The following is a 25,607-nucleotide window of genomic DNA, read 5'->3' on the forward strand; positions in this document are numbered from 1 at the left end:
GCCTCACGCGTCCGGCCCGTCACAATGGGCGGGTGCTGTTGACGATCACCGCCACCCGGAGCGATGCGCTCGCCGATGCGAGCGACCTCGGCTACCTGCTCCACAAGCACCCCGACCGCGTGCAGACGTTCGACGTGTACGGCGGGACGGCGACGGTCCTGTACCCCGAGGTCTCGCCCGAGCGCTGCACCGTCGCGCTCGTGCTCGAGGTCGACCCGATCGCCCTGGTGCGCGGGCGTCGCGGGCGGACCGAGGGATTCTCGCTCGCGCAGTATGTGAACGACCGGCCCTACGCCGCGACGTCGCTGCTGTCGGTCGCGATGGGCAAGGTCTTCCGCAGCGCCCTGAACGGTCAGTGCAAGCCACGTCCCGAGCTCGTCGGCCAGCCACTGGACCTGCGCATCGAGGTGCCGACCATGCCCGGCGGCGCCGACCTGGTGACCCGCATGTTCGGGCCGCTCGGGTGGGACGTCGTCGCGGAGCCGATCGTGCTCGACCCGGCGATCCCGGCGTGGGGCGAGTCCGACTTCTGTGCCGTGACCCTCACCGGGTCGTTCACCCTCAGCGAGGCGCTCAACCACCTCTACGTGCTGGTGCCCGTGCTCGACGGCGGGAAGCACTACTGGGTCAGCTCCGACGAGGTGGACAAGCTGGTGCGGGCCGGGACCGGCTGGCTCGCGACCCACCCCGAGCGCGAGCTGATCAGCCGCCGCTACCTGGCGCGCCAGCGGGACATGGTCGACGAGGTCCGCGAGCGACTCGACGAGCTGGACGGGTCGACCGAGCCCACCGCGCCCGAGGAGGCGGTCGAGCCGCCGCTCGTCCGCCTGCGGCACGACGCCGTGGTCGAGCAGGTCGAGCAGCTGCGCCCGGGGTCCGTGCTCGATCTCGGTTGCGGGCAGGGCGCCCTGCTCCGCCGCCTGCTGGAGACGCAGGGGGTCGAGCGAGTGGTCGGCACCGAGGTGTCGGCGAGCTCGCTCGACGTCGCGTCCAAGCGACTGCACGTCGACCGGATGACCGAGCGCCAGGCGGATCGGCTCGACCTCTGGCTGTCGTCGCTGCAGTACCAGGACCCGCGGCTGTTGGGCTTCGACCTCGCCGTGCTGATGGAGGTCGTCGAGCACGTCGACGAGGACCGGCTCCCGGCGGTCGTGGCGAACGTCTTCGGCTTCATGCGCCCCGGATCGGTCGTCGTGACGACGCCCAACACCGAGTACAACGCCCTTTACCCGGCACTGGCGGCGGGCGGGTTCCGTCACGTCGACCACCGGTTCGAGTGGACGCGCAGCGAGTTTGCGGCGTGGAGCGACGGCGTCGCCGCCCGGTACGGCTACACGGTCGAGCGCGCCGGCATCGGCGCCGAGGATCCCGAGCGGGGCACCCCCACCCAGCTGGCCGTGTTCCGTCGAGCCGAGGAGGTGGCCGCATGAGCGTGCTCCAGGTGCCCGAGGTGTCGCTCGTCGTGCTGGTCGGCGCGAGCGGCTCGGGCAAGACGTCGTTCGCGGCGCGGCACTTCCTGCCCACGGAGGTCGTCTCGTCGGACGCCTGCCGTGCGTTGGTGTCGGACGACGAGAACGACCAGTCGGCGACGACCGACGCTTTCGACCTCCTCGAGTTCATCGTCGGCAAGCGCCTGTCGCGGGGACTGCTGACGGTCGTGGACGCCACGAACGTGCAGCCCCACGCCCGCAGGAGCCTCATCGCGGTGGCGAAGGACCACGATGTGCTGGCCACCGCCGTGGTGCTCGACGTGCCGCCGGCGGTCTCGGTCGCGCGGAACGCCGAGCGGCCCGACCGCACGTTCGGCGCGTCCGTCGTCAAGCGGCAGCACGACCAGCTGCGACGGTCCCTGAAGTCGCTCCGGCGCGAGGGCTTCCGTCACGTCCACGTGCTGTCGTCGGTCGAGGAGATCGAGGCGGCGACGTTCGAGCGCACCCGTCTGCACAACGACCTGCGCGACGTCACGGGCCCGTTCGACGTCATCGGGGACGTCCACGGGTGCCGGGCCGAGCTCGAGCAGCTGCTCGACGACCTCGGCTACGCGATCACCCGCGACGGCGCCGGGCGGCCCGTCGACGCGAACCATCCGGACGGACGCCGGGCGATCTTCGTGGGTGACCTCGTCGACCGCGGACCCGACTCGCCGGGCGTCCTGCGGCTCGTCATGGGCATGGTCGCGTCGGGCCACGCGTTCTGCGTCGCGGGCAACCACGAGGCGAAGCTGTCGAACGCGCTGTCCGGCCGCAAGGTCACCGTCAGCCACGGCCTCGAGACCACGCTCGCCCAGCTCGAGTCCGAGTCCGACGAGTTCCGTGCCGAGGTCGCGGGCTTCGTCGACGGTCTCATCGCGCACTACGTGCTGGACGGCGGACGCCTCGTCGTGGCCCACGCCGGGCTCAAGGAGAGCTACCACGGCCGTGCCTCCGGTCGCGTCCGTGCGTTCGCGCTCTATGGGGACACGAGCGGCGAGACCGACGAGTTCGGCCTGCCGGTGCGGTACCCGTGGGCCGAGGACTACCGCGGTCAGGCGATGGTGCTCTACGGCCACACGCCGACGCCCACGCCGGAGTGGATCAACAACACGATGTGCCTCGACACCGGCTGCGTCTTCGGGGGCTCGCTCACCGCATTGCGCTATCCCGAGCGCGAGGTCGTCCAGGTCCTCGCGGCGGAGACGTACTACGAGCCGGTCCGGCCCCTCGCGCCGCCGGAGCGCGAGCCGGACACGCTGCGCCTCGACGACGTCCTCGGTCCTCGGATCATCGAGACCTCGACCATGGGCCGGATCTCGCTGCGCGAGGAGAACGCGGCCGGCGCACTCGAGGTGATGAGCCGCTTCGCCGTCGAACCGACGCGCCTGGTGTACCTGCCGCCGACCATGTCGCCGAGCGACACCTCGTCGCTCGAGGATCACCTGGAGCACCCGGAGCAGGCGTTCACGCACTTCGCCCGGACCGGCGCCGGCCGGGTGATCTGCGAGGAGAAGCACATGGGCTCCCGCGCGGTGCTGGTCGTCGACCGCGACGGCGGGGGCGTGGTGCACACGCGCACCGGGCGCGCGTTCTTCGACGCCGCGTCCGAGCGTGCCGTCCTCGACCGGGTTGCCTCGGCCGTTGCCGCGGCGCAGCTGTGGGACGAGCTGGGGACGGCATCGCTGGTGCTCGACGCCGAGATCATGCCCTGGTCGACGAAGGCGGGCGCGCTCATCCGTGAGCAGTACGCCGCGGTCGGAGCCGCGGCACGCGCGGGTCTGGCCAGCACGCTCGACGTCGTCGGCGCCGCGGCCGAGCGAGGCCTCGACGTCGGCGATCTTGCCGGGCGCACGAGTCGCCGCCGCGACGACGCCGATGCGTACACGGCCGCCTACCGTCGCTACGTCTGGGAGGTCGACGGCCTCGACGGGCTTCGAATCGCGCCGTTCCAGGTGCTGGCGAGCGACTCGGAGACCTTCGAGACCCGCGACCACCTGTGGCACCTCGCGATCGCCGACCGGCTGGTCGAGAGCGACGGCGACCTCTTCACGACGACCGGGCGACTGGTCGTCGACCCGGCCGACGAGGCCTCGGTCCGTGCGGGAGTCGAGTGGTGGAACGCCCTCACGGGCGCCGGCGGCGAGGGCATGGTCGTGAAGCCGCTCGCCAACCTCACGCGCGGGCCCAAGGGCCTCGTCCAGCCCGGCGTGAAGGTGCGGGGCCGCGAGTACCTGCGCATCATCTACGGCCTCGACTACACCGAGCCGCAGAACCTCGCGCGTCTCCGCGACCGCAACCTCGGGCACAAGCGCTCGATGGCGCTGCGCGAGTACGCCCTGGGACTCGAGGCGCTCAAGCGCCACGTCAGCGGCGAGCCCACCTGGCGAGTCCACGAGTGCGTCTTCGCGGTGCTCGCGATGGAGTCCGAGCCGGTCGACCCGCGCCTGTAACTTCTTCCCGCCAGCGTTGCGTTGTCAGAATTCCGTCGTGGCGATGAGTGCGACGAGGACCGCAGTACTCAGAATCGCCATCACCGCGACGATTGAGAGCACGGACAACCACACCAGGATCACGGTGCGCAGGGGTGGTGGACCCGGCTCCGGCGTGCTTGCGAACTCTTCAAGGCTCGGCATCCTCGGATCCTAAGCCCACGTAGAGCCTGTGATCGCAGATCCTCGATCTTGCTGCGAGCGCTCTTCCTCGCATCGAGAATGAGCACGTGACCGACGACGTGGGCGAGAAGCCGGGATGGGTGTCGTGGCTCGTCCTGGGCCTCTCGACGTGGGCGTTCGCCCTCGTGCTCGCCATTGACCCGATCAAGCCCGGAGTCGCGCGGTGGCTCATCCCTCTCGTCTGGTTCGTCCTCGGCAGCCATTCGGTCCTGCGCTCGTGGCGACTCCGGCGTGACACGCGGGCCCTTGACGCGAACCCCACCTCAGGAGGTCACTAGGGAGAGGCCCCTGTGGGAGGTGGAGGTGCGATGGAGTCCCGAAGCGCGGACACGACGGTCCACGAGACGAACCTGACCCAGGCGGAGTCGTGGGACGGCGCCGGAGGCGAGTACTGGGCGGCCCACGCCGACCGGTTCGATCGCGCCGTGGCGGACTACCAGGAGCGCTTCGAGTCAGACGTCGCCGTCCGTCGGGGCGAGCGCGTCCTCGACGTCGGCTGCGGGGGTGGCCTGACGACGCGCCGGGCCGCCCGCGCTTCCGTCGACGGCGAGGTGCTCGGGGTGGACCTGTCGAGCCAGCTGCTCGACGTCGCCCGCAGCCGTGCCGAGGCCGAGGGGCTCGGCACCGTGCGCTTCGTCCGAGCCGATGCCCAGGTGCACGCGTTCGAGCCGGGCCACTACGACGTCGTCCTCTCCCGCACCGGCGCGATGTTCTTCGGGGACCCGGTCGCCGCGTTCGCCAACCTGCGTGACGCCACGAGACCCGGTGGCCGGATGGTGCTGATGACCTGGCAGCCGCCCGACCGCAATGACTGGATCCGCGTCACCCTGGGCGTGCTGGGCGGGGCTCCGGGGCCGACCGCCGATCTCGACGCTCCCGGCATGTTCTCGCTGTCCAGACCCGAGCGGATCCGCGCCGTGCTCGAGGCCGCGGGCTGGACGCACGTGGAGGTGGACGGCGTCGAGGGCCGGGAGTGGTTCGGGGCGGACGTCGACGACGCCCTCGGCTTCCTGCGGGGGCTGTTCGCCTGGCTCCTGGACGAGCTGTCGCAGGACGAGCGCGACGCCGCGATCGAGCGGCTCCGCGAGAGCCTGGCCGCGCACGTCGGTCCGGGCGGGGTGGAGTTCGGCTCAGCCGTCTGGCTGGTCACCGCACGCAAGGAGGCAACGGATGAGCAGTGACGCACCGACGTTCCACGACGTCGACTCCTCCTCCGACGAGGGACGGGCGGCCGCGCTGATGGCCCTCGACCTCCAGGCGCAGCTGCCGCCGATCCAGCGGCTGCACGCCTGGCTGCTGGAGCACCTGGACCCGCTGCCCGGGATGGACGTCCTGGACGTGGGCTGCGGGACGGGCGAGGACATCCGGGGTCTCGCGGTCCTGGTCGCCCCGAGCGGCTCGGCCACGGGCGTGGACCCGAGCGACACCATGCTGGCCGAGGCCCGCCGCCGCGGCGAGGCCGCGCGCAACCCCGCACGGTTCGTCCGCGGGTCGGCGGAACGGCTCCCGGGCGACGACGGCTCCCTCGACCTCGTGCGCAGCGAGCGGGTGCTGCAGCACCTCGCGGACCCGGCGGTCGCGGTCGGGGAGATGGCCCGCGTCCTGCGGCCCGGCGGCCGGGTCGGCCTGATCGACACGGACTGGCGCACGCTGGCGACCTGGCCCGGCGACCCGCACCTCGCGGCGGCGTGGCTCGAGGACTGGGCCGGGGTCCCGTCGCCGGCCGCCGGGGCCCAGCTGCTCGACCTCGTCCGGCGTCACGGGTTCGTCGACGCCCGCGTCACGACCGACACCTTCATGCTGCGACCGCGTGCCCTGGACCAGCCCCCGGTCTCCATCGTGCTGGAGCTCGCCGCCCGACGCGCGGCCGCCGCGGGGGAGGAGGCCGCATGGCGGCAGGCGCTCGAGGAGAGCGCGGCGGAGGGAGCGTTCGTCTTCGCCGTCACGCTGTACGCCGTCGTCGCCACGCGCAGGTGACGTCGACCTTCGTCAGGACGCGGCCACGGCGGCGCGGAGGGCGCCGAGCGTGCGCTCGACGTCGGCGTCGGTCGTCGACCAGTTGCTGACGGAGATGCGCAGCACCGCCCGGTCGTGCCACACCGAGCCGGTGGTCCACGCGGTGCCGTCCTCCAGCATCAGGCGGACGACGTCGCGCGTGCGGTCGTCGTCGCCGAAGGCTGCGCAGACCTGCGTGAACACCACGTCGTTGAGCACCTCGGCGGACTCGATGCCGGCGATGCCTTCGGCGAACGCGCGGGCGTGCCCGGCCAGGCGGTCGACGAGCTCGGCGACACCGCTGCGTCCGAGGGACCGCAGCACGGCCCACACGGTGAACGCGCGGCCGCGGCGCGACAGCTCGGGAACCTTCTCGAACGGGTCGCCGGCCGCGTCCTGGATGAGGTAGTCGCCGTGCATCGACATCGCTGCCCGCAACGCGGCCGGGTCGCGCACGATCGCCAGTCCGCAGTCGTAGGGCACGTTCAGCGTCTTGTGCGCGTCGGTCGCCCACGAGTCGGCGGCCTCGTAGCCGTTGACGAGGTGCCTGAACGACGGGCTGGCGCCCGCGAAGAGCCCGAACGCCCCGTCGATGTGCACCCACGCCCCGTGCTCGTGCGCCACCGTGATGGCCTCGTCGAACGGGTCGAACGCGCCGGAGTGGATGTTGCCCGCCTGGAGGACGACCATCGTCGGCTGCCCGTCGTCGCCCTCCTCGAGGATCGCGCGGAGCGCCTCCGCCTCGAGTCGTCCCTGCGCATCCACCGGAACGAGCTCGGGCGCACCCAGGCCGAGATACCGCAGCGCCAGGTCGACCGAGCCGTGTCCTTCGGCACCGGCCAGCACCCGCACGCCCGGTGAGCCGGCCAGTCCTCTGGTGCCGACATCCCAGCCCGCGCGGGTGAGCACGGCGTCGCGGCCTGCGGCGAGGCACGTGAAGTTGGCCGTGGTGCCGCCGGTCACGAAGCCGACCGCGCCGCCTGCGGGCAGACCCAGGAGGTCGAGGACCCACCCCTCGGCGATGTCGTCGACCGCGGTGGCCGCCGGAGTGACCGTGCGCATGCCGGAGTTCTGGTCCCACGCCGAGGTCAGCCAGTCGGCCGCCATCGCCGCCGGATGCGTGCCGCCGATCACGAACCCGAAGAACCGGCCCGAGGGCATCGCGGTCAGTCCCGGCTCCGCCGCCCGGGCCAGCAGGTCGATGACCTCGACAGGATCGGTCGGGCCCTCGGGAAGGTCGGCGCCGAGGGCCGCGATCACGTCGGCCACCGAGGCGGCCGGGGGAACGGGGCGGTCGGGCAGGGTGGCCAGCCAGCTCAGAGCGTGCTCGTGAGCACGGGCGAGGGCTTCCGATGTGTCCGGCGGCCGGTCCATCTCGTCAGGATGACCCACCGTCGAGGGTGAGTCCATAGCCCGCGGAATCCGCCGTCACTCCGGGGGACCGGCGCGGGAGAAGCGGATCTCCTCGATGTCGAGCCTGGACTGCACCTGCCGCAGCACGATGTCGTCGATGCGCCGCTCGTCGCGCAGCTGCACGAGTGCCTCCCTGCGCCGAGCCAGGAGGGTGAGCGACAGGCTCGTGTACTGGTCGTGGTGCTCGACCAGCGGGTCGCCGTCGGACCCAGCGGCTTCCACCAGCTGCCGCTGCTTGTCGAGCTCGTGGCGGACCCGCGTCGTCACGAGCTCCCCGACACCGAGCTCGGTGGCCGTGTCGTCGATGGCCTCGATCGCGGCGTCGAGGGTGAAGACCTCGGCGAGCTGGATCTCCTCGTCGACGGAGGTGTCGCTGGGCAGTCGGGCGAACCGCACGATCGCCGGCAGGAGCAGCGCCTGGAGCAGGCTCAGCATGATCACGCCGCAGGCGATGAGCACGATGAGGTCGCGGTCGGGGAAGGGCGCTCCGGACTCGACGGTGCGTGGAACGGCGAGGATCGCCGCGAGGGAGACCGCTCCGCGGAAGCCGGCCGTCGCGGTCACGGTCCGCTGGCGCGCGCTGACGCGACGCTCGCGCTGGACCGGGCGCCGGTCGACGACGCGGATCGCGTAGGGCGTCGTGTAGGTCCACACCCACCGCACGCCGATCACGACGACGGCCACCAGCAGCGTGTCCAGCAGCGCCTGCGCCATCGACGTGCTGGAGAGGGCGCGGAACGCGGACTGCGCCTCGAGACCGATCAGGACGAACAGGGCGCTGCTCAGCATCGTGGTGGAGAGCGACCAGAACGGGACCACGAGGTGGCGGGTGGCCGCGCCGGTGATGCGCGGGGCGACCTGACTGAGGAAGAGCCCGCAGGCGACGACGGCCAGCACGCCCGACGCCTCGATCGCCTCGGCGGCCAGGAACGCGGCAAACGGGGTCACGAAGATGGCGATGCCCTCGAGCATCGGATCGTTCATCCGCCGGCGGATCCGCCAGCTGAGCAGCCCGACCAGACCACCCGCGAGAAGGCCGCCGCCGTACGACAGCACGACGAGCCAGGTGACGTGCCACCCGGTCAGGTACTCCTCACCGACGGTGACGCCCACCGCGAGCCCGTAGATGACCAGGGCGGTGCCGTCGTTGATGAGGCTCTCGGCGCGCAGGGTCGTGACCGTGCGGCGGGGGAGGTGGCGGGCCAGGACGCCGACCGCGGTGGCGTCGGTGGGCGCGAGCGCCGCGCCGAGCACCCACGCCGGGCCCCATGACATGCCGAGCATGTAGTGGGCGGTCGCCGCGACGGCGCCGGCCGTGGCCACCACCAGGACGGTGCTCGTGAGGACCACGACGCGCAGGTTGTTGCGGATCTCCCGCAGCGACGTCGTCAGGCTCTCCCAGAACAGCAGCGCGGGGAGGAACACCAGGAGGATGACCTCGGGTGGCAGGTGCGCTTCCCGAAGGGTCGGCGCGAACCCGATGAGCACGCCGGCGACGACCAGCAGGATGGCCGGGGCGATCGGGTAGCGGCTGGCGAGAGCGCCGCACGCCACGATCGCGATTCCCAGCAGGACGACCATCTCGAGTCCGAGCACGGGTCAATCTTCACCCAGACGAGCAACTCCGCGCTCAGGCTCCGCCGAAGGGACGCGACGGGTAACCCGTGTCGAAGTGCATGTAGTCGGGCACGTCGATGTTCTGCCAGATCCAGCCCTCGCGGTCGAACAGCCGCCACACGAGACCCTTCTCGAGGATCTTGCCGCGTCCGGGGGTGCGCTCGGCGTGGCGCGCGGAGGGCGTCCAGCAGTCGCACCGCAGGTCCATCCACGGGTTCTCGAGCGGATTGATGTCGACCGCGCGCCCGTTCGCGTGGGGCGAGTCCTTGAACGGCGCGTTGATCTGGTCGGCGCGGCGGCAGTTGAAGGCCGAGGTGTTGTCCGCCGACAGGCTCCTGGCGACGTCGCCGCCGTAGGCCTCGACCCCCTTCATCTTGCGGATCGGGAACTCCTCGGCGAAGAGGCGGTCGAAGATCCGCTGGATGCTCTGCGCCACGTCCGCGTTGACGATCACGTGACCGCGACGCGTGCGCCCCTCGAAGTCGACGAAGTTCAGGTCGACGCGCCGGAGCTGGTCGCGGCGCTGGATGGGGCACTCCGGGCGCACCATGCCGGCCCCGACGATCGCGTCCCACTGCGCCGGGGGGACCTCGCGGACCTGCGACGCGGGCGGTGGAGCAGGCGTCGTGTCGGTGGGCGACGGAGCGGAGGTCGTGGCCGAGGGCGTCGCGCTGGCGCTGCTGGGGCTCGGCGCGGGCTCGTCGTCCTGCGCGCCGCTGCAGCCGGCGAGCAGGGCCAGCGTCATGACCGCGGTCGTCAGGCGTACGAGGTGTGGCATCGCGAAGGGGCTCCCGTCGGGTCTGGACTGCACCCCCGCGAGTCTGTCAGGCGAACAGTCCTCGGTAGTGGTCGGACTGCCCGGGGTGGTAGTCGTCGAAGCTGATCGCCGCGACGTCGTTGCCGGACTCCGCCGCGACCAGCCGGTCGAGGTAGTACTCCCAGCCGGGACCGACGTTGGCGGCCAGCTCCGGGTCCGTCATCGACTGGCTGAACGTCAGGGTGGTGGTGCCTGCCGTCTCGGTCAGCTCCAGGAGCAGGTCGAAGGTGTCCGTCTCGCCGGCGGGGGAGGAGACCTCGAGGAGGTGCGGCGGCTCGCAGCGGTGAATCGTGAAGGTCTCGTCCTGGACGTCGTCGCCCTCGGCGTTCATGCGGAACTCGACCGAGCCGGACGACGGGTCACCGCTCCACGTGCCGATCCACCGCGCCAGCCGGTCGCTCTCGGTGATCGCCGCCCACACGGACTTGATCGGAGCACGGAAGGTGCGGGTGAGGACGACGCCGTCGCGACCGTTGCGGGTCTCGCGGCGACCGGTCGGGCTGGCGGTCATGCGGTCTCCTCGGAGGAACCGGGCGCGGGGGCGCTCCGGTGGTGTCGGACCGTGCGTCGGACCTCGAGATCCAGGCCGTCGAGCACGGATTCGCTGAAGCGTGGCTGCGGGGTGAGCTCCTGCAACAGGTCTCTCACCGGCGCGAGACCCTCGGCGACGAGGGCGTAGTGGCGCTCCCGTCCGTGGTCCTCTGCAGAGACCAGCCCCGCCTCGGTGAGCACCTTGAGGTGCTTGCTCACCGCCGGGCGACTGATCGGGTGCTCGGCTGCGAGGTCCATCACGCGCGCTGGTCCCTGCCTCAGCCGGCGCAACAGCGCCCGACGCACGGGGTCGGACAGAGCAGTGAACGGATCCACCGCTCATTGGTAACGGAATGGTTACCGAAATGTCAACAGTCGCCGGTGAGTTCCGTGGAAGACTCGCGCCATGGACGCGCGGGATCTGGATCGCTGGCAGGAGCACGGGCGGGAGCACGGCTACATCCGCGCGAGGCTCCGGCTGCTCACGACCGAACAAGGCGGACGTCAAGGGGCGATCCACTCCGGCTACAGGTCGTGCTGGGGCTTCCCGCTTGCCTTGCACGCAGACATGCACGATGGCCCGTTACTGATCGAGAGGCGGGAGATCCTGGATCCCGGAGAGGTCGCTATTGTCTGCCTCCATCCGCTCTTCCCGGAGTTCTGGCCCGAGGTCTCCGAGGGCCTGCCGCTGGTCATGTTCGAGGGGTCGCGGAAGGTCGGTGAGGCCGTGGTGATCGAGGTCGTGCCGCCAGTTCGCTGACCCCGACGATCCGGTCGATGGAGGTCGGGGTCCCTCGGGTCGACCGGCTCGCCGGGACCTGTCAGCAGATTGAGTCAAGGTTGACTCATGCGCGCCGTTCTCAGGAGGTTCAGTGTTGAACCCAACCCCGCAAACCTTTCCGGCTGATCCCGCTGGGTTCGCGTTGAACGCTCGGGTCATCGTGGGCCCGTCGGATGCGGAAGGCGAGGAGTCGTTCGATGTCCATGTGTGCACGCCAGAGTGGCTGGCGACAGCATGCGATCGTGCTGGGGGTATGTACAGCGCCCGGCATCACCTTGTCGTGAACTTCGACGACTTCGATCAGCGAAAGATCCGCGATTGGCTTGTCGCGAGGATCCAGGCTGTGGAGGCTGAAACGTGGTCAGAATTGTGCGAGCGCATCGGTCGCTTGGGCTACTGGGAGTTCGAGGACTATCCGTCCTGATAAGCGTCCTGCCACCCGCACTGGCAACGATCCTGGCGCGCAAGCCGTGACGCGGCGTCTTCACGCTGGGAATCTGGGCAGAAGCCTGAACCTACGGTTCAGACGGTGGTGCGGACTGGTCGTCAGCGAAGACCCATCCGCGAGCCAGAAGGAAACTCCTCATCTCGGTCAGAACCGGCGAACCCTGCAGGCGTCTCCGTGCATCGATGGCTTGCGCCAGCATCAGATGGTGATCCTGACCGAAGAGCGCCTCGAGGACTTCCGACAGGTTGCGCTCCGAGTACTCCTCGAACAGCGCTGCCATGAGCGCTTCCCGTCGGTCGAGCGTGGGCAGTTCGGGAAACAGGCCTCGGAGAACACCCACGTCCTGCTCGAGGTGAGGGGACAGGGCCACGCGTCAGCTCACAGCCGGAGGGGTCGATGCGATGTGCGTCACGGGCAAGATCTTCTCACGCACTGAGGCGCCCGCAGATCTCCTGACGCGGCACGACGAGCGGGGCGTGCCCGCAGATCAAGGCGCTACTTGCCGCTCACGGCAGGTCGAACCACGCCTTCGCCCTGTCCCAGATTTGCTCGAACTCGACCGGGTCCAGCGGCGCGGCGCGAGACTGTGGGTCGACGTTGATTTCCTCCATCGGTGGGATCCGCTCGGTTCCGAGGCCCGTGCTGCCGGTCTCGATTCCCTCGCCGGCAAGATCGAGGCGCCCATTGGCGTACTCGTCGACCTTCCGGATCTCATACCCGTCGTTATCGATCTCGCTGTAGAGCATGACTTGATGATCGGTGGATCCGTGGCTCCAACGAACCTGGAGGTGCCTCATTCGGTCCGCCTTGCAATCGTGGGCCGCGCCGGCGGCGGTGCCTCTCGTCCCTCCAGATGGTGGCACGCCTCGGCGATGACGGTTCCAATGCCCGAAGCGAAAGCTCGGCACGCGCACGGCCACGTCCAACTGTGGGTCACCCGTGAGGAAGATGCGGGTTGGCAGGGGGAGCGACGGCTGGGTCGCAACCGGTGACCTGACGGTCGACCTGGCGACCAGTTGGCCGGTGTGGCGGCCGATCTGGAAGGGCTCGTCCCCGGCTGGCACGGCGATGAGCCCGTGATCGAGACCCGCCCATCTGACTGAAGCAGCATCCGGATCGATTTGGTCTGCCATCATGCGAGCCATGGAGCACGGACTCAATGCACCAGCGGCCTGCATCTGATGAGCCCAAGCGAAGACGCGCTCCGGGTCTTCGAGGGTGACCTCGTTCTGGCGATCGAACATGTCGACGCATGCGTCGCCACGTTCCGCGGGACCGAGGATGTCGACCTGCAATTCCTGTTCGCGGAGCGCCTGCCGACGCTCGGATCGGCCGCGCTTCCTGCATTGCGCAAGATCCTCGATGATCCCGAAGTGTCTGGCTCACTTCGGTATCTCGCCGCCTGGGTCGCTCTACAGATTGGCGACCGCGGGGATTCCGTCGCGGTCCTGTGCAGAGAAGTCGAGACGGCGACCCGATGGTCGCTGCCTGCTGCAGGCGCCCTTGCGCAGTTCGGCATTCGCGAAGGTGTGGGGCCGGTCCTGGCGGCGCTGTCACGTGTGGATCCGCAGGACACGGCCGAAGTCATCGGGTACGTGACCGCGCTCAGGGACTTGGGCGGTGACCTGCCAACGCCGGCACGTGAACGTTTCCGATCGGAAGGCCCTCGATGGATGATGCGCGCCATCGAGGACGACTTCCCGGAGGTCTAGTTCCAGTTCCGTGATGGCCACCAGCCCTCAATGCGATAGGCGCTCGCCGCGCGAGGGTGGGTGGCGCCGGGGCTCGACACCGCGGTGGCGGCGGCGGTAACGGCGGCTGTCCAAGACCCGCGTAGCTGGCGCTAGGAACCAGGAGTCACCCGGTCCAGATAGCGGGCGATCATCTTGGCCTCGTCCCGGTAGCACGCCCCGCGCTTCACGAGGTCGCCACGATCTCGGAAGTCGAGACGCTCAGCGCACTGTGAACAGGCCCCGAGGTAGTACGGCAGCACCAGTCTGGATCTCCGTGGTACCGGCTTGAAGCTCAGCCAGTGAGTGGTGGGAGTTGCAGAGCAGAAGTCGCACCGGCGCTCTGGCGCCACGGTCGTGGGGATGGCTCGGTCGTCCGGCTCCCCAGTGAGGCCGACGGTGATCGACATGGAGTGCCACATCATCCGTGAGGTCGGACGAGCTCGTTGCGCCAGGGCGGGTCCGCGCCGGGGCGCGACACCGTGATGGCCGCGGCGGTGACGGCAGCCTGCCCGAGCTCGCGGAGTTCGTCGGCGGTGAAGGAGGAGCGGTCGGCCCAGCCGCGCACCAGCAGCTCGGTCAGCAGGGTGCCCATCCAGGTGTCGCCCGCGCCGATCGTGTCGGCGACCTCGACCTCGGGAACCTGCACCTCGACCTCCTGATCACCGGAGCGGAGCACCGCCGACGCGCCGCCTCGGGTCAGGGCGGCCAGGGCGGGACCGTGCGCGGCCAAGTCACGGAGCACCGACAACGGATCGCCGTCGCCGTCCGCCAGCACCTCCGCGTCCTCGTCGCTCAGCTTCACGAAACGGCTCAGCCGGGCGAGGTCGAAGACTCGCTGCCGGAGCACCGGAACCGACGGCGCGAGGGCGGGCCGCACGTTCGGGTCGAAGCCGACTGCCAGCCCGCTGGCGTGCGCGCGTCGCACGAGGTCGGCGATGGCGTCCGCCCCGGGAGCCATCCAGGCGCCGATCGATCCGACGTGGACGAGGTCGAAGTCCGCCGGTTCTGGCAGCGACTCGGGGTCCCAGCGCAGGTCGAACTCGTACGTGGCCGCGCCGCCTGCGTCGAGCGTGGCGGTGGCCGACGCGGTGGGCGCCGACGACCCGGTGCCGTCGAACCTCACGCCGCTGCGATCGAGATGGGCCCGGACGAGGGAGCCGAAGTGGTCGTCGCCCACCTGCGCGGCCAGCGTGGTGTCGATGCCCTGACGCGCCATGGTCACCGCGACGTTGAGGGGCGAGCCGCCCGGGTGTTCGGCGACGCTGCCGCCGGGCTTGCGGGTGACGTCCACCAGGGCCTCGCCGACGACGAGGGCGCGGGGAGTTCGTGCGTCGCTCACCGTGGTTGGAAGAGCTCGACGAGATTGCCGTCCGGGTCCGCGACGAGCACCTGCTGTCCGCCTGGACCGCTCACGACTTCCGTGGTCGGCTCCACGCCGTCCGCGCGGAGCCGGTCGACCTCGAGGCCCAGGTTGTCGACGAGGACGTGGATGCGGTTGCGCCCCGGGACGTCGAGGTCGGCGGGTGTGGCGCGAGCGCCGGAGCTGCCCGGACCGGACAGCAGCACCCGCAGCGAACCTCGGGTCACCTCAGCGAAGGGTGGGGCCGGATGGCTGCGCAGCGTGAACCCGAGCCGGTTCACGTAGAAGTCGATGGCCGCCTGCACGTCCTGCACGATGTAGCGGACACTGCCGTACGCCTCGTCACCGTTCATGGGAGTACCTCCGTTCGCCCAGCCTAGGCACGCGAGGGGTCAGACTCCCGACTGTGCTCCCGCCTGACGGGTCATCGGGATGTGGTCGATGCCGGCTTCGTCGTAGTGAGGCCCGGAGGTGACGAAGCCGAAGGCGCCGTACCAGTCCTCGAGGTAGGCCTGGGCGCCGATGCGGATCTCCTGGTCGCCCCACCGGCTGAGGACCTCGCGGATGAGGGCTCCCGACAGCCCCTTGCCGCGCGCCTCCTTGAGAGTGGCCACACGCCCGACCTTGCGGACGCCATCGGCGACGTAGGTGCGCAGGTACGACTGGACGATGCCGTTGTCGTCGGCGATCCAGAGATGGGTGCAGTCGTCGGCGAGGTCGACGCCGTCGACGTCGGGCTCGTCGCACTGCTGCTCCACGGCGAACACCACGTCGCGGATGCGCCAGATCTCGTAGACCTCGCGGCCGCTGAGCTCGGGGCCGCTTCGGGCGATGATGGTGGGGATCGTCACGGGTCGACGATATCGGGGTGCAGCGTGGTCTCGATACGCCGCTCGCTGCGCTCGCGAGCTACTCGACCACCGGGGCGGCCAGCAGGTCCTCGACGAGGTCGAGCAGGCGGGCGCGCAGCGGAGCGGCGGCGTCTGTGAAGTCGCGCTGACGACGCACGTACTCGGCCTTGCCCTCCGGAGTCTCGATCCGGATGGGCTCGTAGCCGAGGTGGCCGAGGTCGTACGGCGAGGCCATCATGTCGACCTCGCGCACGGCCAGTGCCAGCTCGAACGTGTCGAGGACGATCGTCGCCTCGACGAACGGCAGCAGCCGGAAGGCGATGCGGTACAGGTCCATCGTGGCGTGGAGGCAGCCCGGCTGCTCCCACTCGAGCTGGTGCTCGCGGCCCAGCTCCTCGATGTTCAGGGGGCGCGCCTCGTCGGTGAAGAACCGGAACGCGTCGACGTGGGTGCACGTGAGCTTGTGCGACTCCACGACCTCGTCGGTGCCGGCACCGCCCAGGCGCAGGGGCGCGGGGTGCCGCCGGTCGTCCGCGTCGCGGTAGACCATGGCCCACTCGTGCAGCCCGAAGCAGCCCGTCCGGGCCGGGCGCGAGGCCGTGCGGGTGAGCAGCTCACGCGTCCACCGCAGCCCCGGCAGCCGCTTCTCAAGCCGCGAGGAGTCGACCGAGACCAGGTCGTCGTCCTCGACGTAGGCACCGAGCGCGGCGTACTCCGGCGCGTCGGCCAGTCCGATGCCGAGCCCCGGGTGCCAACGCTCGAGGGCACCGGGGGAGAGGTTGTAGTACTCGAACAGGAAGTCCGCGACGGGGTGCTTCTCGCCGTTAGCCCGGCGCGCCAGGTGCGGTGCGGTGTGCCTGCGAGCCCGCTCGCGGTGGGCCTCCGCGAGCGGCATCCAGTCGGCGCGGCTCAGGACCTGCATGATCCGCAGGTGCCGAAGATCTCCAGCGTGTGCGAGACGTCGGCGAACCCGTTCTCGTCGGCCACGCGGTCGGCCCACTTCTCGACCGTGGGTCCCTCGACCTCCACCGTGCGGCCGCATGAGCGGCACACCAGATGGTGGTGGTGCCCGCGGCTGCAGCGTCGGTACAGCGTCTCGCCGTCGTCGGAGCGCAGGGCGTCGACCTCATCGGCCTCCGCGAGCGCCTGGAGGGTGCGGTAGACGGTGGACAGGCCGACGTTGTCGCCGCGATCCTCCAGCAGCGCATGGATCTGCTGGGCCGAGCGGAACCCGTCGAGGTCCTCCATCAGATCGGCGACGGCGCGCCGCTGGCGGGTGTTACGCGGTGCCTCGACCACGAGGTGCCTCCTGTCGGGAACGGACGTGCGTCAAGCCGTGGGCCAGCGCCGCCACGATGAACACGCCGAGGGCGATCACGACGATCGTGGGCCCCGGCTGGGTGTCGATCTGGACGCTCACCAGCAGCCCGGAGACGGCCGAGAACAGGCCGATCCCCATGGCAGCCAGGTGGGTGGAGCGGAAGCTCCGCGTCAGCTGCTGGGCCGCGGCCACCGGCACCACCATGAGCGCCGAGACCAGGAGCAGGCCGACGGTGCGCATCGCCACCGTGATCGTCACCGCCGCAAGCACGGCGATGAGCATCCCGTAAAGCCGCACGGGGATCCCCATGACGCGCGCCTGCGACTCGTCCTGGCACAGCGCGAACAGCTGCGGCCGCAGGGCGACGGTCGTCGCGATCACGACGAGGCCCAGCACGATCACGACCGCCAGGTCGGCGCGGCTCATCGTGATGATCGAGCCGAACAGGTACTGGTTCAGCACGGCTGCGGACTCGCCCGCCAGGTTCGTCAGCAGGACGCCGCCGGCGAGGCCGCCGTAGAACAGCATCGCCAGGGCCAGATCGCCGCTCGTGCGTCCGATGCTGCGCAGGACCTCGAGCAGGATCGCGCCGCCCACGGCGACGACCACGGCGGTGGCGAGGGGCGCGACGCCCGTGAGCAGGCCGAGCGCGACGCCCGTGAGCGCCACGTGTCCGAGCCCGTCGCCGAGCAGGGCCAGCCGGCGCTGCACGACGAACGTGCCGACGGCCGGCGCCGACAGGCCGGTGATGATCGCGGCGGCCAGGGCGTACTGCATGAACGCGTAGGACAGGACGCTCATGCCTTGCCTCCGGGAAGGGGTCCCTCGGCGGGCACGGGCCGGGTCACGGTGGGCTCGCTGCTGTGCGCGTGGTCGTGCGCGTGGTCGTGGGTCCCGGGGCCGAGTGCGGGCCCTTCGTACTCCACCAGCCCGCGGTCGAGATGGACCGCGCGGTCCACCAGCGGAGCCATCGGGCCGAGCTCGTGCGCCACCATGACGATCGCCGTGCCGCGCTCGTCGAGCTCGCCCAGCAGGCCGGCGAAGACCTCGGCGCTGTGCGCGTCGATGCCGGCCATCGGCTCGTCCATGACGACGAGGTCGGGATCGGCCACGAGGGCCCGGGCGATGTGGGCGCGCTGCTGCTGGCCGCCGGAGAGGTGCGTGATCGGCCGCTTGGCGAGATCGGCCAGCCCGACGCGCTCGATCAGGTCGGCGGCGGAGGTGCGGTCGGCCCGGGAAGGCCAGCCGAAGCGCGGCCGGCGCGAGAGCGCCCCGCTCACCACGACCTCGGTGACCGTGGCCGGGACGCCGGAGAACGCCTCGGGGCGCTGGGCCATGTACCCGACCCGCTGGTGGTCGGTGAAGCGCCCGAGCGGGGTGCCGAAGAGCTCGATCGAGCCACGGTGCGGCAGCAGGCCCACGAGGGCGCGCACGAGCGTGGACTTCCCCGATCCGTTGGCGCCCAGGATCGTGACGAACTCGCCCGGCATCACCCGCAGGTCGACCCCGCGCAGCACCTGGGTGCCGCCGAGGTCGACCGTGACGCCGGTGGCGTCGATGACGGGTGGGACGGAGTGGGAGGTCACGAGCAGTCGTTCGCCTTCGTCAGCGCGTCGAGGTTCTGTCGCATGAGGGAAACGTAGTCCTCGTCGGTGGTCTCGTCCGAGAGACCCTCGATCGGATCGAGCACGGCCGTCTCGGCACCGGTCTCGCGCGCCACGGTCTCGGCCAGGGCGGAGGACGCGAGGCGCTCGGTGAAGATCGTCGTGATGCCGTGGTCCTCGACCTCCTCGGTGATCTCGGCCAGCGCCGCCGTGGTCGGCTCGGACTGCGGGTCGATGCCGCTGATCGCGATCTGCGTCAGGCCGTACGCCGCGGCGAGGTGCCCGAACGCGGCGTGCGACGTGACGAACTCCGTCTGCTTGCACGAGGCCAGACCGCTCGTGAAGTCGGCGTCGAGGTCCTCCAGCTCGGCGATCAGCTCGTCGGCGTTCGCCTCGTAGGTGGACGCGCCGTCGGGATCGGCCTCGACGAGGGCGTCCCGCACCCCTGCGGCGGCGGTCACCATGTTGGCCGGGTTCAGCCACACGTGCGGGTCGACGCCGCCGTGGTCGTGGTCGTGACCCTCGTGGTCGTGGCCCTCGTCGTGCTCGTGGTCGTGCTCGTCCTCGCCCTCGATCGGCGCCACGCCCTCGGCCATGTCCACGGTGGACCCGCCGTCACGGTCGGCGTCCTCGACCGCGTGGTCGACGGCCTCCTGGAAGTTCGACAGGTACACCACGACGTCGGCCTCGTTGACCTTCATGACCTGCTTGGCCGTCAGCTCGAGGTCGTGGGCCTCGGCGCCGGGCGACGTGAGCGTCGTGACCGAGACGTCGTCGCCACCGATCCGCTCGGCGAGGAACTGCGCGGGATAGAACGAGGCCACGACCTCGGTGCGGCCGTCGTCGTCACCGCCTCCGGCGCAGGCGACGAGGGTTCCGGCGAGGAGGGCGGTGCACGCGGCACCGGCAAGCAGCTTCATGACAACCATTCTCAAGAGGGTTGAGAACGATTGTCAAATCAGAGCCGGTGGCCCGTGGCCGGGTCGAAGACGTGGACGTCCGCGAGGTCCAGCGGTGCGAGGCGGATGTGGCTGCCCTTCTCGGGCGGACAGCGCCAGTCGGTGCGGGCGACGAGGTTCTCCGTCAGGTTCTCGGTGTGGCCGTACAGGTACGCGTCCGCGCCGGTCTCCTCGACGACCGAGACGGTGATCGGCACGCCCTGCTCGGAGATGCCGAGGTTCTCCGGCCGTACCCCGAGCGTGACGGTGCCGTCGACCCGGTCGAGGACGGAACGCTCGATCGGGACCACGGCGTCGCCGAGCCGCACGCCGCCGTCGACGACGGGCAGGTCCAGCAGGTTCATGGCGGGGGAGCCGAGGAAGCCCGCGACGAAGACGTTCGCGGGACGGTCGTAGATCTCACGCGGGGTGGCGACCTGCTGGAGGACGCCCGCATCCATGACCGCGACCCGGTCGCCCATCGTCATGGCCTCGACCTGGTCGTGGGTGACGTAGACGGTCGTGGTCCCGAGCCGGCGCTGGAGCGCCGCGATCTGGGTGCGGGTCTGCACACGCAGCTTGGCGTCGAGGTTCGACAGTGGCTCGTCCATGAGGAACACCTGCGGCGAGCGGACGATCGCCCGGCCCATGGCGACGCGCTGCCTCTGGCCGCCGGACAGGGCCTTCGGCTTGCGATCCAGGTAGGGCGCCAGGTCGAGGATGGCGGCGGCCTCCTCCACCCGGGTGCGGATCTCGGCCTTGGGGACGCGCGCGATCTTGAGTGCGAAGCCCATGTTCTCGGCCACCGTCATGTGCGGGTACAGCGCGTAGTTCTGGAACACCATCGCGATGTCGCGGTCCTTTGACGCCAGGTGGGTCACGTCGCGATCCCCGATCAGGACGCGACCGGAGTCCACGTCCTCCAGGCCGGCCAGCATCCGCAGCGTCGTCGACTTGCCGCAGCCCGACGGACCGACCAGCACGAGGAACTCGCCGTCCTCGATGGCCAGCTCGATCGCGTCCACCGACGGGCGCTCCTGCCCGTCGAAGATCCGGGTCGCCTTCTCGAAAGTCACCGATGCCACGATGCTGCTCCGTTCGCTCTTCTTGACGGACTGGGGGTCCTGGTCACCACGGCTGTCCGTCCGGCTTGTGGGCCACGGTGAAGCGGTAGTAGTCGATCAGCTTCAGGTCCGCGGCGGCGTCCGGATCGACGACGCACGTCACGTGCGGGTGCAGCTGGAGCACGGAGGCGGGACAGAAGGCGCTCACCGGTCCCTCGACCGCGGCGGCGACCGCGGCCGCCTTGGCCGACCCGGTGGCGACGAGCACGACGTGCCGGGCCTCGAGGATCGTGCCCAGGCCCTGCGTCAGCACGTGGATCGGCACCTCGTCGACCGAGCCGAAGAAGCGGGCGTTGTCCTCACGCGTGCGCGGGGTCAGGGTCTTGGTCCGCGTGCGCGAGGCGAGCGACGAGCCGGGCTCGTTGAAGCCGATGTGGCCGTCGGTGCCGATCCCGAGCAGCTGCACGTCGATGCCACCCGCGGCGGCGATGGCCGCCTCGTAGCGGGCTGCCTCGGCGGGGACGTCCGCCGCCTCGCCGTCCGGCCCGTCGACCTCGATGCCCGCGCGGTCGGTGAAGTCGCGCCGGATCACCGAGTGGTAGCTCTCCGGGTGTGAGCGGGGCAGGCCGAGGTACTCGTCGAGCGTGAAGGCGCGCACCCCGTCGAAGGAGAGCTCGCCGGCGTCGCGCCGGCGCAGCAGCGACGTGTAGACCGGCAGCGGCGACGACCCGGTGGCGAGGCCGAGCACCGCTCCCGGGCGCAGGTGTCCGGCGATCGCGTCCGCGGCGACCTCGCCCGGGCTCGTGGTGACGACGACCTCCATCAGTCCGTCACCCCCTCGGTGACGAGCAGCGCGGCCCCGCGGGTGCCGACGGCGACGTGCTCGGGAAGCCAGCGCACGCGGTCCGCGACCGGGACGGCGCGGCCCACGAGGGCGCGGTCGTCGTGGTGCAGGCGCGTCGTGACCGCGGCGCGCAGTGCGGGGTTGCGGGAGACGACGCCACCGGTCACGAGGATCAGCGCGACGTCGGGACCGTAGGCCAGCAGGGTGATCGCGTGCGCGATCCCGGCCGTGAGGTCGTCAGCAGTGCGGGCGGCGACCTCGTCCCCGGCCTCGGCCGCGGCGAAGAGCTGGCGTGCGGTGCCGGCCCAGCCCCTTCGCAGCCCGCTGCCCGAGGCGTACAGCTCGAGGCAGCCGGTCTGGCCGCACGGGCAGACCGGGCCGCTGCGATCGAAGACCAGGTGGCCGATCTCGCCGGCCGAGCCGGTCGCCCCCGCGCGAAGCCGACCGCCGAGCACCATCCCCGCGGCGAGCCCCGTGCCGATGTTGAGCAGCGCGTAGTCGTCGATGCCGGGATCGTGCTGCGCGAGCCAGCCGCGAGCGCCGAGCGCCGCGGTCTTGACGTCGTTCTCGACGCCGACCGGCCCGGGAGTGAGCGCCCGCAGCGTCGGCAGCAGGTCGAGCGGCTCCGCGCCGAGACCGAGGTTGACCGCATGGGAGGCGGTGCCCTTGGTGACGAAGCCGGGGATGCCGACGCCGATGCCCACGACGTCGGCGTCGGGGCCGACCTGGGCGGCGAGGGCGTGGACGACCGTGGTGATCCCGTCGCGGATGCCGTCGGCGCCGAGCTCGGTGCGGTGCCGCAGCTCGGCCAGCGCGGGCCCGGTGGGATCGGTGGGCGAGACGGCCATCGCCTTGACGGAGGTGCCGCCGATGTCGAGGCCGACGAGGATCGGGGTGGTCACGCCGCCTCACCCCTCAGCGCGCGCGAGAGGGCAGACAGCAGGGCGGCCGACGAGCCCATCGTGCACAGGACGTCGGAGCGGTGCGCGAGCGTCGGATCCGGCCAGGCCAGCTCGACGAGTCGTGCGTGCGGGTTGGCGTCGAGCTGGGCGGTGATCCAGGCGCGGACGTCAGGGTGGGCGGCGGCGCGGCGGGCGACCACGAGGACCTCGCCGCCGAACGGCCCGACACCCTCCAGGTCACGAGCGGTGAGGTCGACGACGGCGGCGTCCACGTCGAGGCGGCCCCAGTCGGTCCAGCCCACGGCGGGGTTGGTGCCGGTGTCGATGCGCACGACGGTGGCGCGTCCCGCAAGCGGGCTGACGCCGAGCCGGGACACCACCTCCGCCGCGACCTTCTCGGAGGCGATCCGTGCGGTCTCGATCGTTCCGGGCTCGGGCGCGGGACGGCCGGCCCAGTCGGCACGCAGCCGCTCGACCCGTGCCGCCGCGTCCCGGAGCCGGGCGCGATCCAGGGTGCCCGCGTCGACCGCCGCGACGACGGCCTCCACGGCCGCGGTGAGCGCGCTCGGTCCGGACGAGGGCTCCGGGCCGAGGCACAGCAGGTCGGCCCCCGCGGCCAGCGAGGCCACGGCCGCGCCGCCAAGGCCGAGGGTGCCGCTGGCGCCGGCCATGTCGAGCGCGTCGCTGACGATCACCCCGTCGTAGCCGAGCTCCTCACGCAGCAGCCCGGTCAGGACGGCACGGCTCAACGTGGCAGGGCGGCCGGGGTCGAACGCGGCCAGGACCACGTGCGAGGTCATGATCGACGCCGCCCCCGCCTCGATCGCGGCCCGGAACGGCACCAGCTCACGCTCGCGCAGGACCGCGGCGGAGGCGTCGACACGCGGCAGCTCCAGGTGCGAGTCGGCACTGGTGTCGCCGTGCCCGGGGAAGTGCTTCACGCTCGCCGCGACGCCCGAGGAGGCCAGTCCCTCGACGAAGGCGGCCACGTGGCGGGCCACGAGCGCCGGGTCCGCGCCGAAGCTGCGGGTGCCGATGACGGGGTTGGCGGCGTTGCTGTTCGCGTCGGCGCACGGCGCCAGGTCCAGCCACACGCCGGCTTCACGGAGCTCGGCACCGATGCCGGCCGCGATCGTGCGGGTGAGCGCGACGTCGTCGACGACGCCCAGGGCGGCGTTGCCCGGATGCGGGCTGCCCGTCGCCATGTGCAGGCGGGTCACGTCGCCGCCCTCCTCGTCGAGGGCCAGGATCCGCGTCGGGTCCAGCGCCGCGACGGCACGCGCGACGGGACGGACGTCGCCGTCCGTGGGCAGGTTGTCGCCGTAGAGGCAGATCCCGGCCAGTCCGTCGTCGAACGCCCGCGCCAGCCACGACGGAACCCGCGGGCCGTGGAACGCGGCCAGCATCACGCCGTGGGCGTCGGTGCGCACCGAGTCGTCGGTCATCCCTTCACCGCCCCCGAGACGAGGCCGGAGGTCATCCGGCCCTGGACGATCATGAAGAACACGATGACCGGGACGGCGACCATCGTCGCGCCGGCCATCACGCCGGGCCAGTCGATCGCCTCGTTGGACACGTCGGACAGCCCGCGCAGCCACAGCGGCAGCGTGCGGTTCGACGGGTCCATCACCACGACGGCGAGGGTGAACTCGTTCCAGGCCTGCAGGAAGCCGTAGACGCTGGCCGCCACCAGTCCGGGCGCAAGCAGCGGGAACGTGATCGTGAAGAACGCGCGCGTGCGGCTGCAGCCGTCGACCATCGCGGCCTCCTCCAGGTCGATCGGGACTCCGTCGGCGAAGCCGCGCAGCATCCAGATCGTGAAGGGCAGGATCATCGCGATGTACAGCAGGCCCAGACCGCCGATCGTGTTGTAGAGGCCGGCGTCGCCGAGCATCTTGTACTGGCTGATGAACAGCGCCTCCGGCGGGATCATCTGGATCGCCAGGACGACGAGGACGAACTGGCCGCGCCCACGGAAGCGGAACCGCGAGATCGCGACGGCCCCCAGGAACGCGCACAGCCCGGCGCAGATCACGGCGATCATCGTCACGGTGATGCTGAGCTTGAACGAGTCGACGAACGCGTCGTCGAAGACCCGCGCGAAGCCCGAGCCCGTGAGCTCGCGGGGGAACCAGGCCGGCTCGGGGGAGCGCAGCCGGTCGGCCGGCTGGAACGCGCTGTTGAGGATCCAGTAGACCGGGAACACCCAGACGACGGCGACCACGATGGCCAGGGCACCCCACAGGCGGCGGGTGGTCGTGCGCCTCATCGCGACTCCTTCAGCAGCGCGCGGACGTAGCCCGCGGTGAGGATGAGGGTCAGCACGAGCACGAACATCGCCAGCGCGGAGGCCATGCCGTAGTCGCTCTGGCCGATGCCGAGCGTGTAGATGTAGGTGCCGAGCAGGTGCGTCTTGCTCGGCGTGCCGCCGACTCCCTGCAGGTAGTAGATCTGGGCGAACACCCGCAGGTCCCACACGACCTGCAGCAGCAGGGTGATCGTCAGGACGGGGCGGATCGTCGGGTAGACGATGTGGCGGAACCGCTGCCAGGCGTTCGCGCCGTCGAGCTCGCCGGCCTCGAGTGCGTCCTCGGACACCTGGGTCAGGGCCGCGTAGATGGTGAACATGACGAACGGGACGCTCATCCACACGACGATCACGGTCGCCACGAAGTAGAAGGACAGCGGGTTCGTCAGCCAGTTGTGCCCGTCGAAGGACTCGAAGCCGAGGTGGACGAGCGTCCAGTTGATGACGCCGTAGCGGGTGTCGAAGAGCCACTGCCACGAGGTCATCGCGGCGATCACCGGCATGGCCCACGCGAGCAGCATCGCGATCTGGAGCGTCAGCCGGGGTCCGCGCGACACGTGCTTCAGCAGTACCGCCAGCGCGATCCCGATGACCATCGTCACGGCCACGTTGACGGCGCAGAACGCGAGCGACCGGCCGACGACGGCCCACATCTGCGGGTCGGTGAACAGCGCGGTGTAGTTCTCCAGACCGACGAAGGGCGCGGCCTGGCCGAACTGCTGCGCCCGGCCGTACTCCTGGAAGGACATGACGACCTGGCGCACGAGGGGATAGCCCATGGCGATCCCGAGGATCACCACCGCGGGCGTCAGCAGGGCGTAGGGCCCGAACCTGCGGGCCACCGTCTGCGTGCTCATCGTTCCTCCTTCCCTGGGCAGTGTGCTCCCGGCAGGCGGCGGGGCCCGGCCTCTCGACCGGGCCCCACCGGACTCCTCA

Annotated in this window: 30 protein-coding genes; 8 read left to right on the top strand and 22 right to left on the bottom strand. The window is 71.0% G+C overall.

What is annotated here, in order from left to right:
- The first annotated feature begins 32 nt into the window (after positions 1–32).
- Both B5D60_RS15365 and B5D60_RS15370 read left to right on the top strand, forming a co-directional pair.
- Positions 33–1,430 (top strand): 3' terminal RNA ribose 2'-O-methyltransferase Hen1, encoded by a 1,398-nt coding sequence (locus B5D60_RS15365; RefSeq protein ID WP_078700970.1) that lies wholly within the window; start codon positions 33–35, stop codon positions 1,428–1,430.
- A complete protein-coding gene (locus B5D60_RS15370) occupies positions 1,427–3,922 on the top strand; it encodes a polynucleotide kinase-phosphatase (RefSeq protein ID WP_078700971.1) in 2,496 nt (831 codons plus the stop codon). The genes B5D60_RS15365 and B5D60_RS15370 overlap by 4 nt, the downstream gene beginning before the upstream one ends.
- Positions 3,923–3,946: 24 nt before the next feature.
- Here the strand turns inward: B5D60_RS15370 and B5D60_RS16845 are convergent, their stop codons facing one another.
- Complete coding sequence (locus tag B5D60_RS16845) at positions 3,947–4,105, bottom strand: hypothetical protein (RefSeq protein ID WP_153303059.1); 159 nt, start codon at positions 4,103–4,105, stop codon at positions 3,947–3,949.
- Between the two features lie 86 nt (positions 4,106–4,191).
- On the opposite strand from B5D60_RS16845, the gene B5D60_RS15375 reads away from it, so the two are divergent.
- From B5D60_RS15375 to B5D60_RS15385, 3 genes are read left to right on the top strand one after another with little or no spacing between them, the layout of a single operon-like run.
- Entirely contained in the window at positions 4,192–4,422 is a 231-nt protein-coding gene (locus B5D60_RS15375; protein WP_078700972.1) for a hypothetical protein, read from the top strand.
- 30 nt (positions 4,423–4,452) lie between these two features.
- On the top strand, positions 4,453–5,325 hold the full coding sequence (locus B5D60_RS15380; RefSeq protein WP_078700973.1) for a class I SAM-dependent methyltransferase: 873 nt from the start codon (positions 4,453–4,455) through the stop codon (positions 5,323–5,325).
- Complete coding sequence (locus B5D60_RS15385; RefSeq protein WP_078700974.1) at positions 5,315–6,121, top strand: methyltransferase domain-containing protein; 807 nt, start codon at positions 5,315–5,317, stop codon at positions 6,119–6,121. Before B5D60_RS15380 ends, B5D60_RS15385 begins: the two co-directional genes overlap by 11 nt.
- A gap of 12 nt (positions 6,122–6,133) precedes the next feature.
- On the opposite strand, the gene B5D60_RS15390 is transcribed toward B5D60_RS15385, so the two are convergent.
- Genes B5D60_RS15390 through B5D60_RS15410 form a run of 5 tightly spaced genes read right to left on the bottom strand, consistent with a single transcriptional unit; the run spans position 6,134 to position 10,853 of the window.
- Complete coding sequence (locus tag B5D60_RS15390; protein ID WP_078700975.1) at positions 6,134–7,513, bottom strand: pyridoxal phosphate-dependent decarboxylase family protein; 1,380 nt, start codon at positions 7,511–7,513, stop codon at positions 6,134–6,136.
- Positions 7,514–7,567: 54 nt separating this feature from the next.
- The gene (locus B5D60_RS15395; RefSeq protein WP_172806388.1) at positions 7,568–9,148 is read right to left on the bottom strand and encodes a Na+/H+ antiporter; all 1,581 of its coding nucleotides are present in this window, start codon (positions 9,146–9,148) and stop codon (positions 7,568–7,570) included.
- 34 nt (positions 9,149–9,182) lie between these two features.
- A complete protein-coding gene (locus B5D60_RS15400) occupies positions 9,183–9,980 on the bottom strand; it encodes a M15 family metallopeptidase (RefSeq protein WP_197684340.1) in 798 nt (265 codons plus the stop codon).
- A gap of 13 nt (positions 9,981–9,993) precedes the next feature.
- Positions 9,994–10,497 carry an SRPBCC domain-containing protein gene (locus B5D60_RS15405; RefSeq protein WP_078700977.1) on the bottom strand — a complete coding sequence of 168 codons (504 nt, stop codon included), beginning with the start codon at positions 10,495–10,497 and terminating at the stop codon, positions 9,994–9,996.
- The gene (locus B5D60_RS15410; RefSeq protein WP_078700978.1) at positions 10,494–10,853 is read right to left on the bottom strand and encodes an ArsR/SmtB family transcription factor; all 360 of its coding nucleotides are present in this window, start codon (positions 10,851–10,853) and stop codon (positions 10,494–10,496) included. The genes B5D60_RS15405 and B5D60_RS15410 overlap by 4 nt, the downstream gene beginning before the upstream one ends.
- Before the next feature lie 70 nt (positions 10,854–10,923).
- Between B5D60_RS15410 and B5D60_RS15415 the strand changes: the two genes are divergently transcribed.
- A complete protein-coding gene (locus tag B5D60_RS15415) occupies positions 10,924–11,277 on the top strand; it encodes a hypothetical protein (protein ID WP_078700979.1) in 354 nt (117 codons plus the stop codon).
- A gap of 112 nt (positions 11,278–11,389) precedes the next feature.
- Positions 11,390–11,722, top strand: coding sequence for an Imm8 family immunity protein (locus B5D60_RS15420; RefSeq protein WP_078700980.1), 333 nt, complete (start codon positions 11,390–11,392; stop codon positions 11,720–11,722).
- A 91-nt stretch (positions 11,723–11,813) separates the two neighbouring features.
- Here the strand turns inward: B5D60_RS15420 and B5D60_RS15425 are convergent, their stop codons facing one another.
- Both B5D60_RS15425 and B5D60_RS17320 read right to left on the bottom strand, forming a co-directional pair.
- Positions 11,814–12,116 carry a hypothetical protein gene (locus B5D60_RS15425; protein ID WP_078700981.1) on the bottom strand — a complete coding sequence of 101 codons (303 nt, stop codon included), beginning with the start codon at positions 12,114–12,116 and terminating at the stop codon, positions 11,814–11,816.
- Positions 12,117–12,252: 136 nt separating this feature from the next.
- Positions 12,253–12,990, bottom strand: coding sequence for a DUF6881 domain-containing protein (locus B5D60_RS17320; RefSeq protein ID WP_331712492.1), 738 nt, complete (start codon positions 12,988–12,990; stop codon positions 12,253–12,255).
- Between B5D60_RS17320 and B5D60_RS15435 the strand changes: the two genes are divergently transcribed.
- On the top strand, positions 12,928–13,458 hold the full coding sequence (locus B5D60_RS15435; protein ID WP_078700983.1) for a hypothetical protein: 531 nt from the start codon (positions 12,928–12,930) through the stop codon (positions 13,456–13,458). The genes B5D60_RS17320 and B5D60_RS15435 overlap by 63 nt on opposite strands.
- A 439-nt stretch (positions 13,459–13,897) precedes the next feature.
- On the opposite strand, the gene B5D60_RS15445 is transcribed toward B5D60_RS15435, so the two are convergent.
- The 14 genes from B5D60_RS15445 to B5D60_RS15510 are packed head-to-tail and all read right to left on the bottom strand — an operon-like array spanning position 13,898 to position 25,528.
- On the bottom strand, positions 13,898–14,818 hold the full coding sequence (locus B5D60_RS15445; RefSeq protein WP_078700985.1) for a PfkB family carbohydrate kinase: 921 nt from the start codon (positions 14,816–14,818) through the stop codon (positions 13,898–13,900).
- Positions 14,815–15,192: a VOC family protein gene (locus B5D60_RS15450; RefSeq protein WP_078700986.1), complete on the bottom strand. Its 378-nt coding sequence runs from the start codon at positions 15,190–15,192 to the stop codon at positions 14,815–14,817. The genes B5D60_RS15445 and B5D60_RS15450 overlap by 4 nt, the downstream gene beginning before the upstream one ends.
- A 39-nt stretch (positions 15,193–15,231) precedes the next feature.
- Positions 15,232–15,690 carry a GNAT family N-acetyltransferase gene (locus B5D60_RS15455; RefSeq protein ID WP_197684341.1) on the bottom strand — a complete coding sequence of 153 codons (459 nt, stop codon included), beginning with the start codon at positions 15,688–15,690 and terminating at the stop codon, positions 15,232–15,234.
- 58 nt (positions 15,691–15,748) lie between these two features.
- The gene (locus B5D60_RS15460; RefSeq protein ID WP_078700987.1) at positions 15,749–16,612 is read right to left on the bottom strand and encodes a hypothetical protein; all 864 of its coding nucleotides are present in this window, start codon (positions 16,610–16,612) and stop codon (positions 15,749–15,751) included.
- Complete coding sequence (locus tag B5D60_RS15465) at positions 16,600–16,989, bottom strand: Fur family transcriptional regulator (protein WP_078700988.1); 390 nt, start codon at positions 16,987–16,989, stop codon at positions 16,600–16,602. The genes B5D60_RS15460 and B5D60_RS15465 overlap by 13 nt, the downstream gene beginning before the upstream one ends.
- A complete protein-coding gene (locus B5D60_RS15470) occupies positions 16,970–17,812 on the bottom strand; it encodes a metal ABC transporter permease (protein WP_078700989.1) in 843 nt (280 codons plus the stop codon). The genes B5D60_RS15465 and B5D60_RS15470 overlap by 20 nt, the downstream gene beginning before the upstream one ends.
- A complete protein-coding gene (locus tag B5D60_RS15475; RefSeq protein ID WP_231948906.1) occupies positions 17,809–18,597 on the bottom strand; it encodes a metal ABC transporter ATP-binding protein in 789 nt (262 codons plus the stop codon). Before B5D60_RS15475 ends, B5D60_RS15470 begins: the two co-directional genes overlap by 4 nt.
- Entirely contained in the window at positions 18,594–19,535 is a 942-nt protein-coding gene (locus B5D60_RS15480; RefSeq protein ID WP_197684342.1) for a metal ABC transporter substrate-binding protein, read from the bottom strand. Before B5D60_RS15480 ends, B5D60_RS15475 begins: the two co-directional genes overlap by 4 nt.
- 38 nt (positions 19,536–19,573) lie before the next feature.
- Entirely contained in the window at positions 19,574–20,638 is a 1,065-nt protein-coding gene (locus B5D60_RS15485; RefSeq protein WP_078700991.1) for an ABC transporter ATP-binding protein, read from the bottom strand.
- Between the two features lie 43 nt (positions 20,639–20,681).
- On the bottom strand, positions 20,682–21,440 hold the full coding sequence (nagB, locus tag B5D60_RS15490) for a glucosamine-6-phosphate deaminase (RefSeq protein ID WP_078700992.1): 759 nt from the start codon (positions 21,438–21,440) through the stop codon (positions 20,682–20,684).
- The gene (locus tag B5D60_RS15495) at positions 21,440–22,363 is read right to left on the bottom strand and encodes an ROK family protein (RefSeq protein WP_078700993.1); all 924 of its coding nucleotides are present in this window, start codon (positions 22,361–22,363) and stop codon (positions 21,440–21,442) included. The genes nagB and B5D60_RS15495 overlap by 1 nt, the downstream gene beginning before the upstream one ends.
- On the bottom strand, positions 22,360–23,808 hold the full coding sequence (locus tag B5D60_RS15500; RefSeq protein WP_078700994.1) for a glycoside hydrolase family 3 N-terminal domain-containing protein: 1,449 nt from the start codon (positions 23,806–23,808) through the stop codon (positions 22,360–22,362). Before B5D60_RS15500 ends, B5D60_RS15495 begins: the two co-directional genes overlap by 4 nt.
- Positions 23,805–24,632 (bottom strand): carbohydrate ABC transporter permease, encoded by an 828-nt coding sequence (locus B5D60_RS15505; protein WP_078700995.1) that lies wholly within the window; start codon positions 24,630–24,632, stop codon positions 23,805–23,807. Before B5D60_RS15505 ends, B5D60_RS15500 begins: the two co-directional genes overlap by 4 nt.
- Positions 24,629–25,528: a carbohydrate ABC transporter permease gene (locus tag B5D60_RS15510; RefSeq protein ID WP_078700996.1), complete on the bottom strand. Its 900-nt coding sequence runs from the start codon at positions 25,526–25,528 to the stop codon at positions 24,629–24,631. Before B5D60_RS15510 ends, B5D60_RS15505 begins: the two co-directional genes overlap by 4 nt.
- Positions 25,529–25,607: the final 79 nt, after the last annotated feature.

Source organism: Aeromicrobium choanae, from assembly GCF_900167475.1.
Classification (GTDB): domain Bacteria; phylum Actinomycetota; class Actinomycetes; order Propionibacteriales; family Nocardioidaceae; genus Aeromicrobium; species Aeromicrobium choanae.

What these genes read in the sequence shown, in the direction of transcription:
- B5D60_RS15370 (WP_078700971.1), top strand. Translation starts at nt 1,427, where the DNA reads ATGAGCGTGCTCCAGGTGCCCGAGGTGTCGCTCGTCGTGCTGGTCGGC.
- B5D60_RS16845 (WP_153303059.1), bottom strand. Translation starts at nt 4,105, where the DNA reads ATGCCGAGCCTTGAAGAGTTCGCAAGCACGCCGGAGCCGGGTCCACCA.
- B5D60_RS15380 (WP_078700973.1), top strand. Translation starts at nt 4,453, where the DNA reads ATGGAGTCCCGAAGCGCGGACACGACGGTCCACGAGACGAACCTGACC.
- B5D60_RS15385 (WP_078700974.1), top strand. Translation starts at nt 5,315, where the DNA reads ATGAGCAGTGACGCACCGACGTTCCACGACGTCGACTCCTCCTCCGAC.
- B5D60_RS15390 (WP_078700975.1), bottom strand. Translation starts at nt 7,513, where the DNA reads ATGGACCGGCCGCCGGACACATCGGAAGCCCTCGCCCGTGCTCACGAG.
- B5D60_RS15405 (WP_078700977.1), bottom strand. Translation starts at nt 10,497, where the DNA reads ATGACCGCCAGCCCGACCGGTCGCCGCGAGACCCGCAACGGTCGCGAC.
- B5D60_RS15415 (WP_078700979.1), top strand. Translation starts at nt 10,924, where the DNA reads ATGGACGCGCGGGATCTGGATCGCTGGCAGGAGCACGGGCGGGAGCAC.
- B5D60_RS15435 (WP_078700983.1), top strand. Translation starts at nt 12,928, where the DNA reads ATGAGCCCAAGCGAAGACGCGCTCCGGGTCTTCGAGGGTGACCTCGTT.
- B5D60_RS17320 (WP_331712492.1), bottom strand. Translation starts at nt 12,990, where the DNA reads ATGTTCGATCGCCAGAACGAGGTCACCCTCGAAGACCCGGAGCGCGTC.
- B5D60_RS15450 (WP_078700986.1), bottom strand. Translation starts at nt 15,192, where the DNA reads ATGAACGGTGACGAGGCGTACGGCAGTGTCCGCTACATCGTGCAGGAC.
- B5D60_RS15460 (WP_078700987.1), bottom strand. Translation starts at nt 16,612, where the DNA reads ATGCAGGTCCTGAGCCGCGCCGACTGGATGCCGCTCGCGGAGGCCCAC.
- B5D60_RS15470 (WP_078700989.1), bottom strand. Translation starts at nt 17,812, where the DNA reads ATGAGCGTCCTGTCCTACGCGTTCATGCAGTACGCCCTGGCCGCCGCG.
- B5D60_RS15480 (WP_197684342.1), bottom strand. Translation starts at nt 19,535, where the DNA reads ATGAAGCTGCTTGCCGGTGCCGCGTGCACCGCCCTCCTCGCCGGAACC.
- nagB (WP_078700992.1), bottom strand. Translation starts at nt 21,440, where the DNA reads ATGGAGGTCGTCGTCACCACGAGCCCGGGCGAGGTCGCCGCGGACGCG.
- B5D60_RS15500 (WP_078700994.1), bottom strand. Translation starts at nt 23,808, where the DNA reads ATGACCGACGACTCGGTGCGCACCGACGCCCACGGCGTGATGCTGGCC.
- B5D60_RS15505 (WP_078700995.1), bottom strand. Translation starts at nt 24,632, where the DNA reads ATGAGGCGCACGACCACCCGCCGCCTGTGGGGTGCCCTGGCCATCGTG.
- B5D60_RS15510 (WP_078700996.1), bottom strand. Translation starts at nt 25,528, where the DNA reads ATGAGCACGCAGACGGTGGCCCGCAGGTTCGGGCCCTACGCCCTGCTG.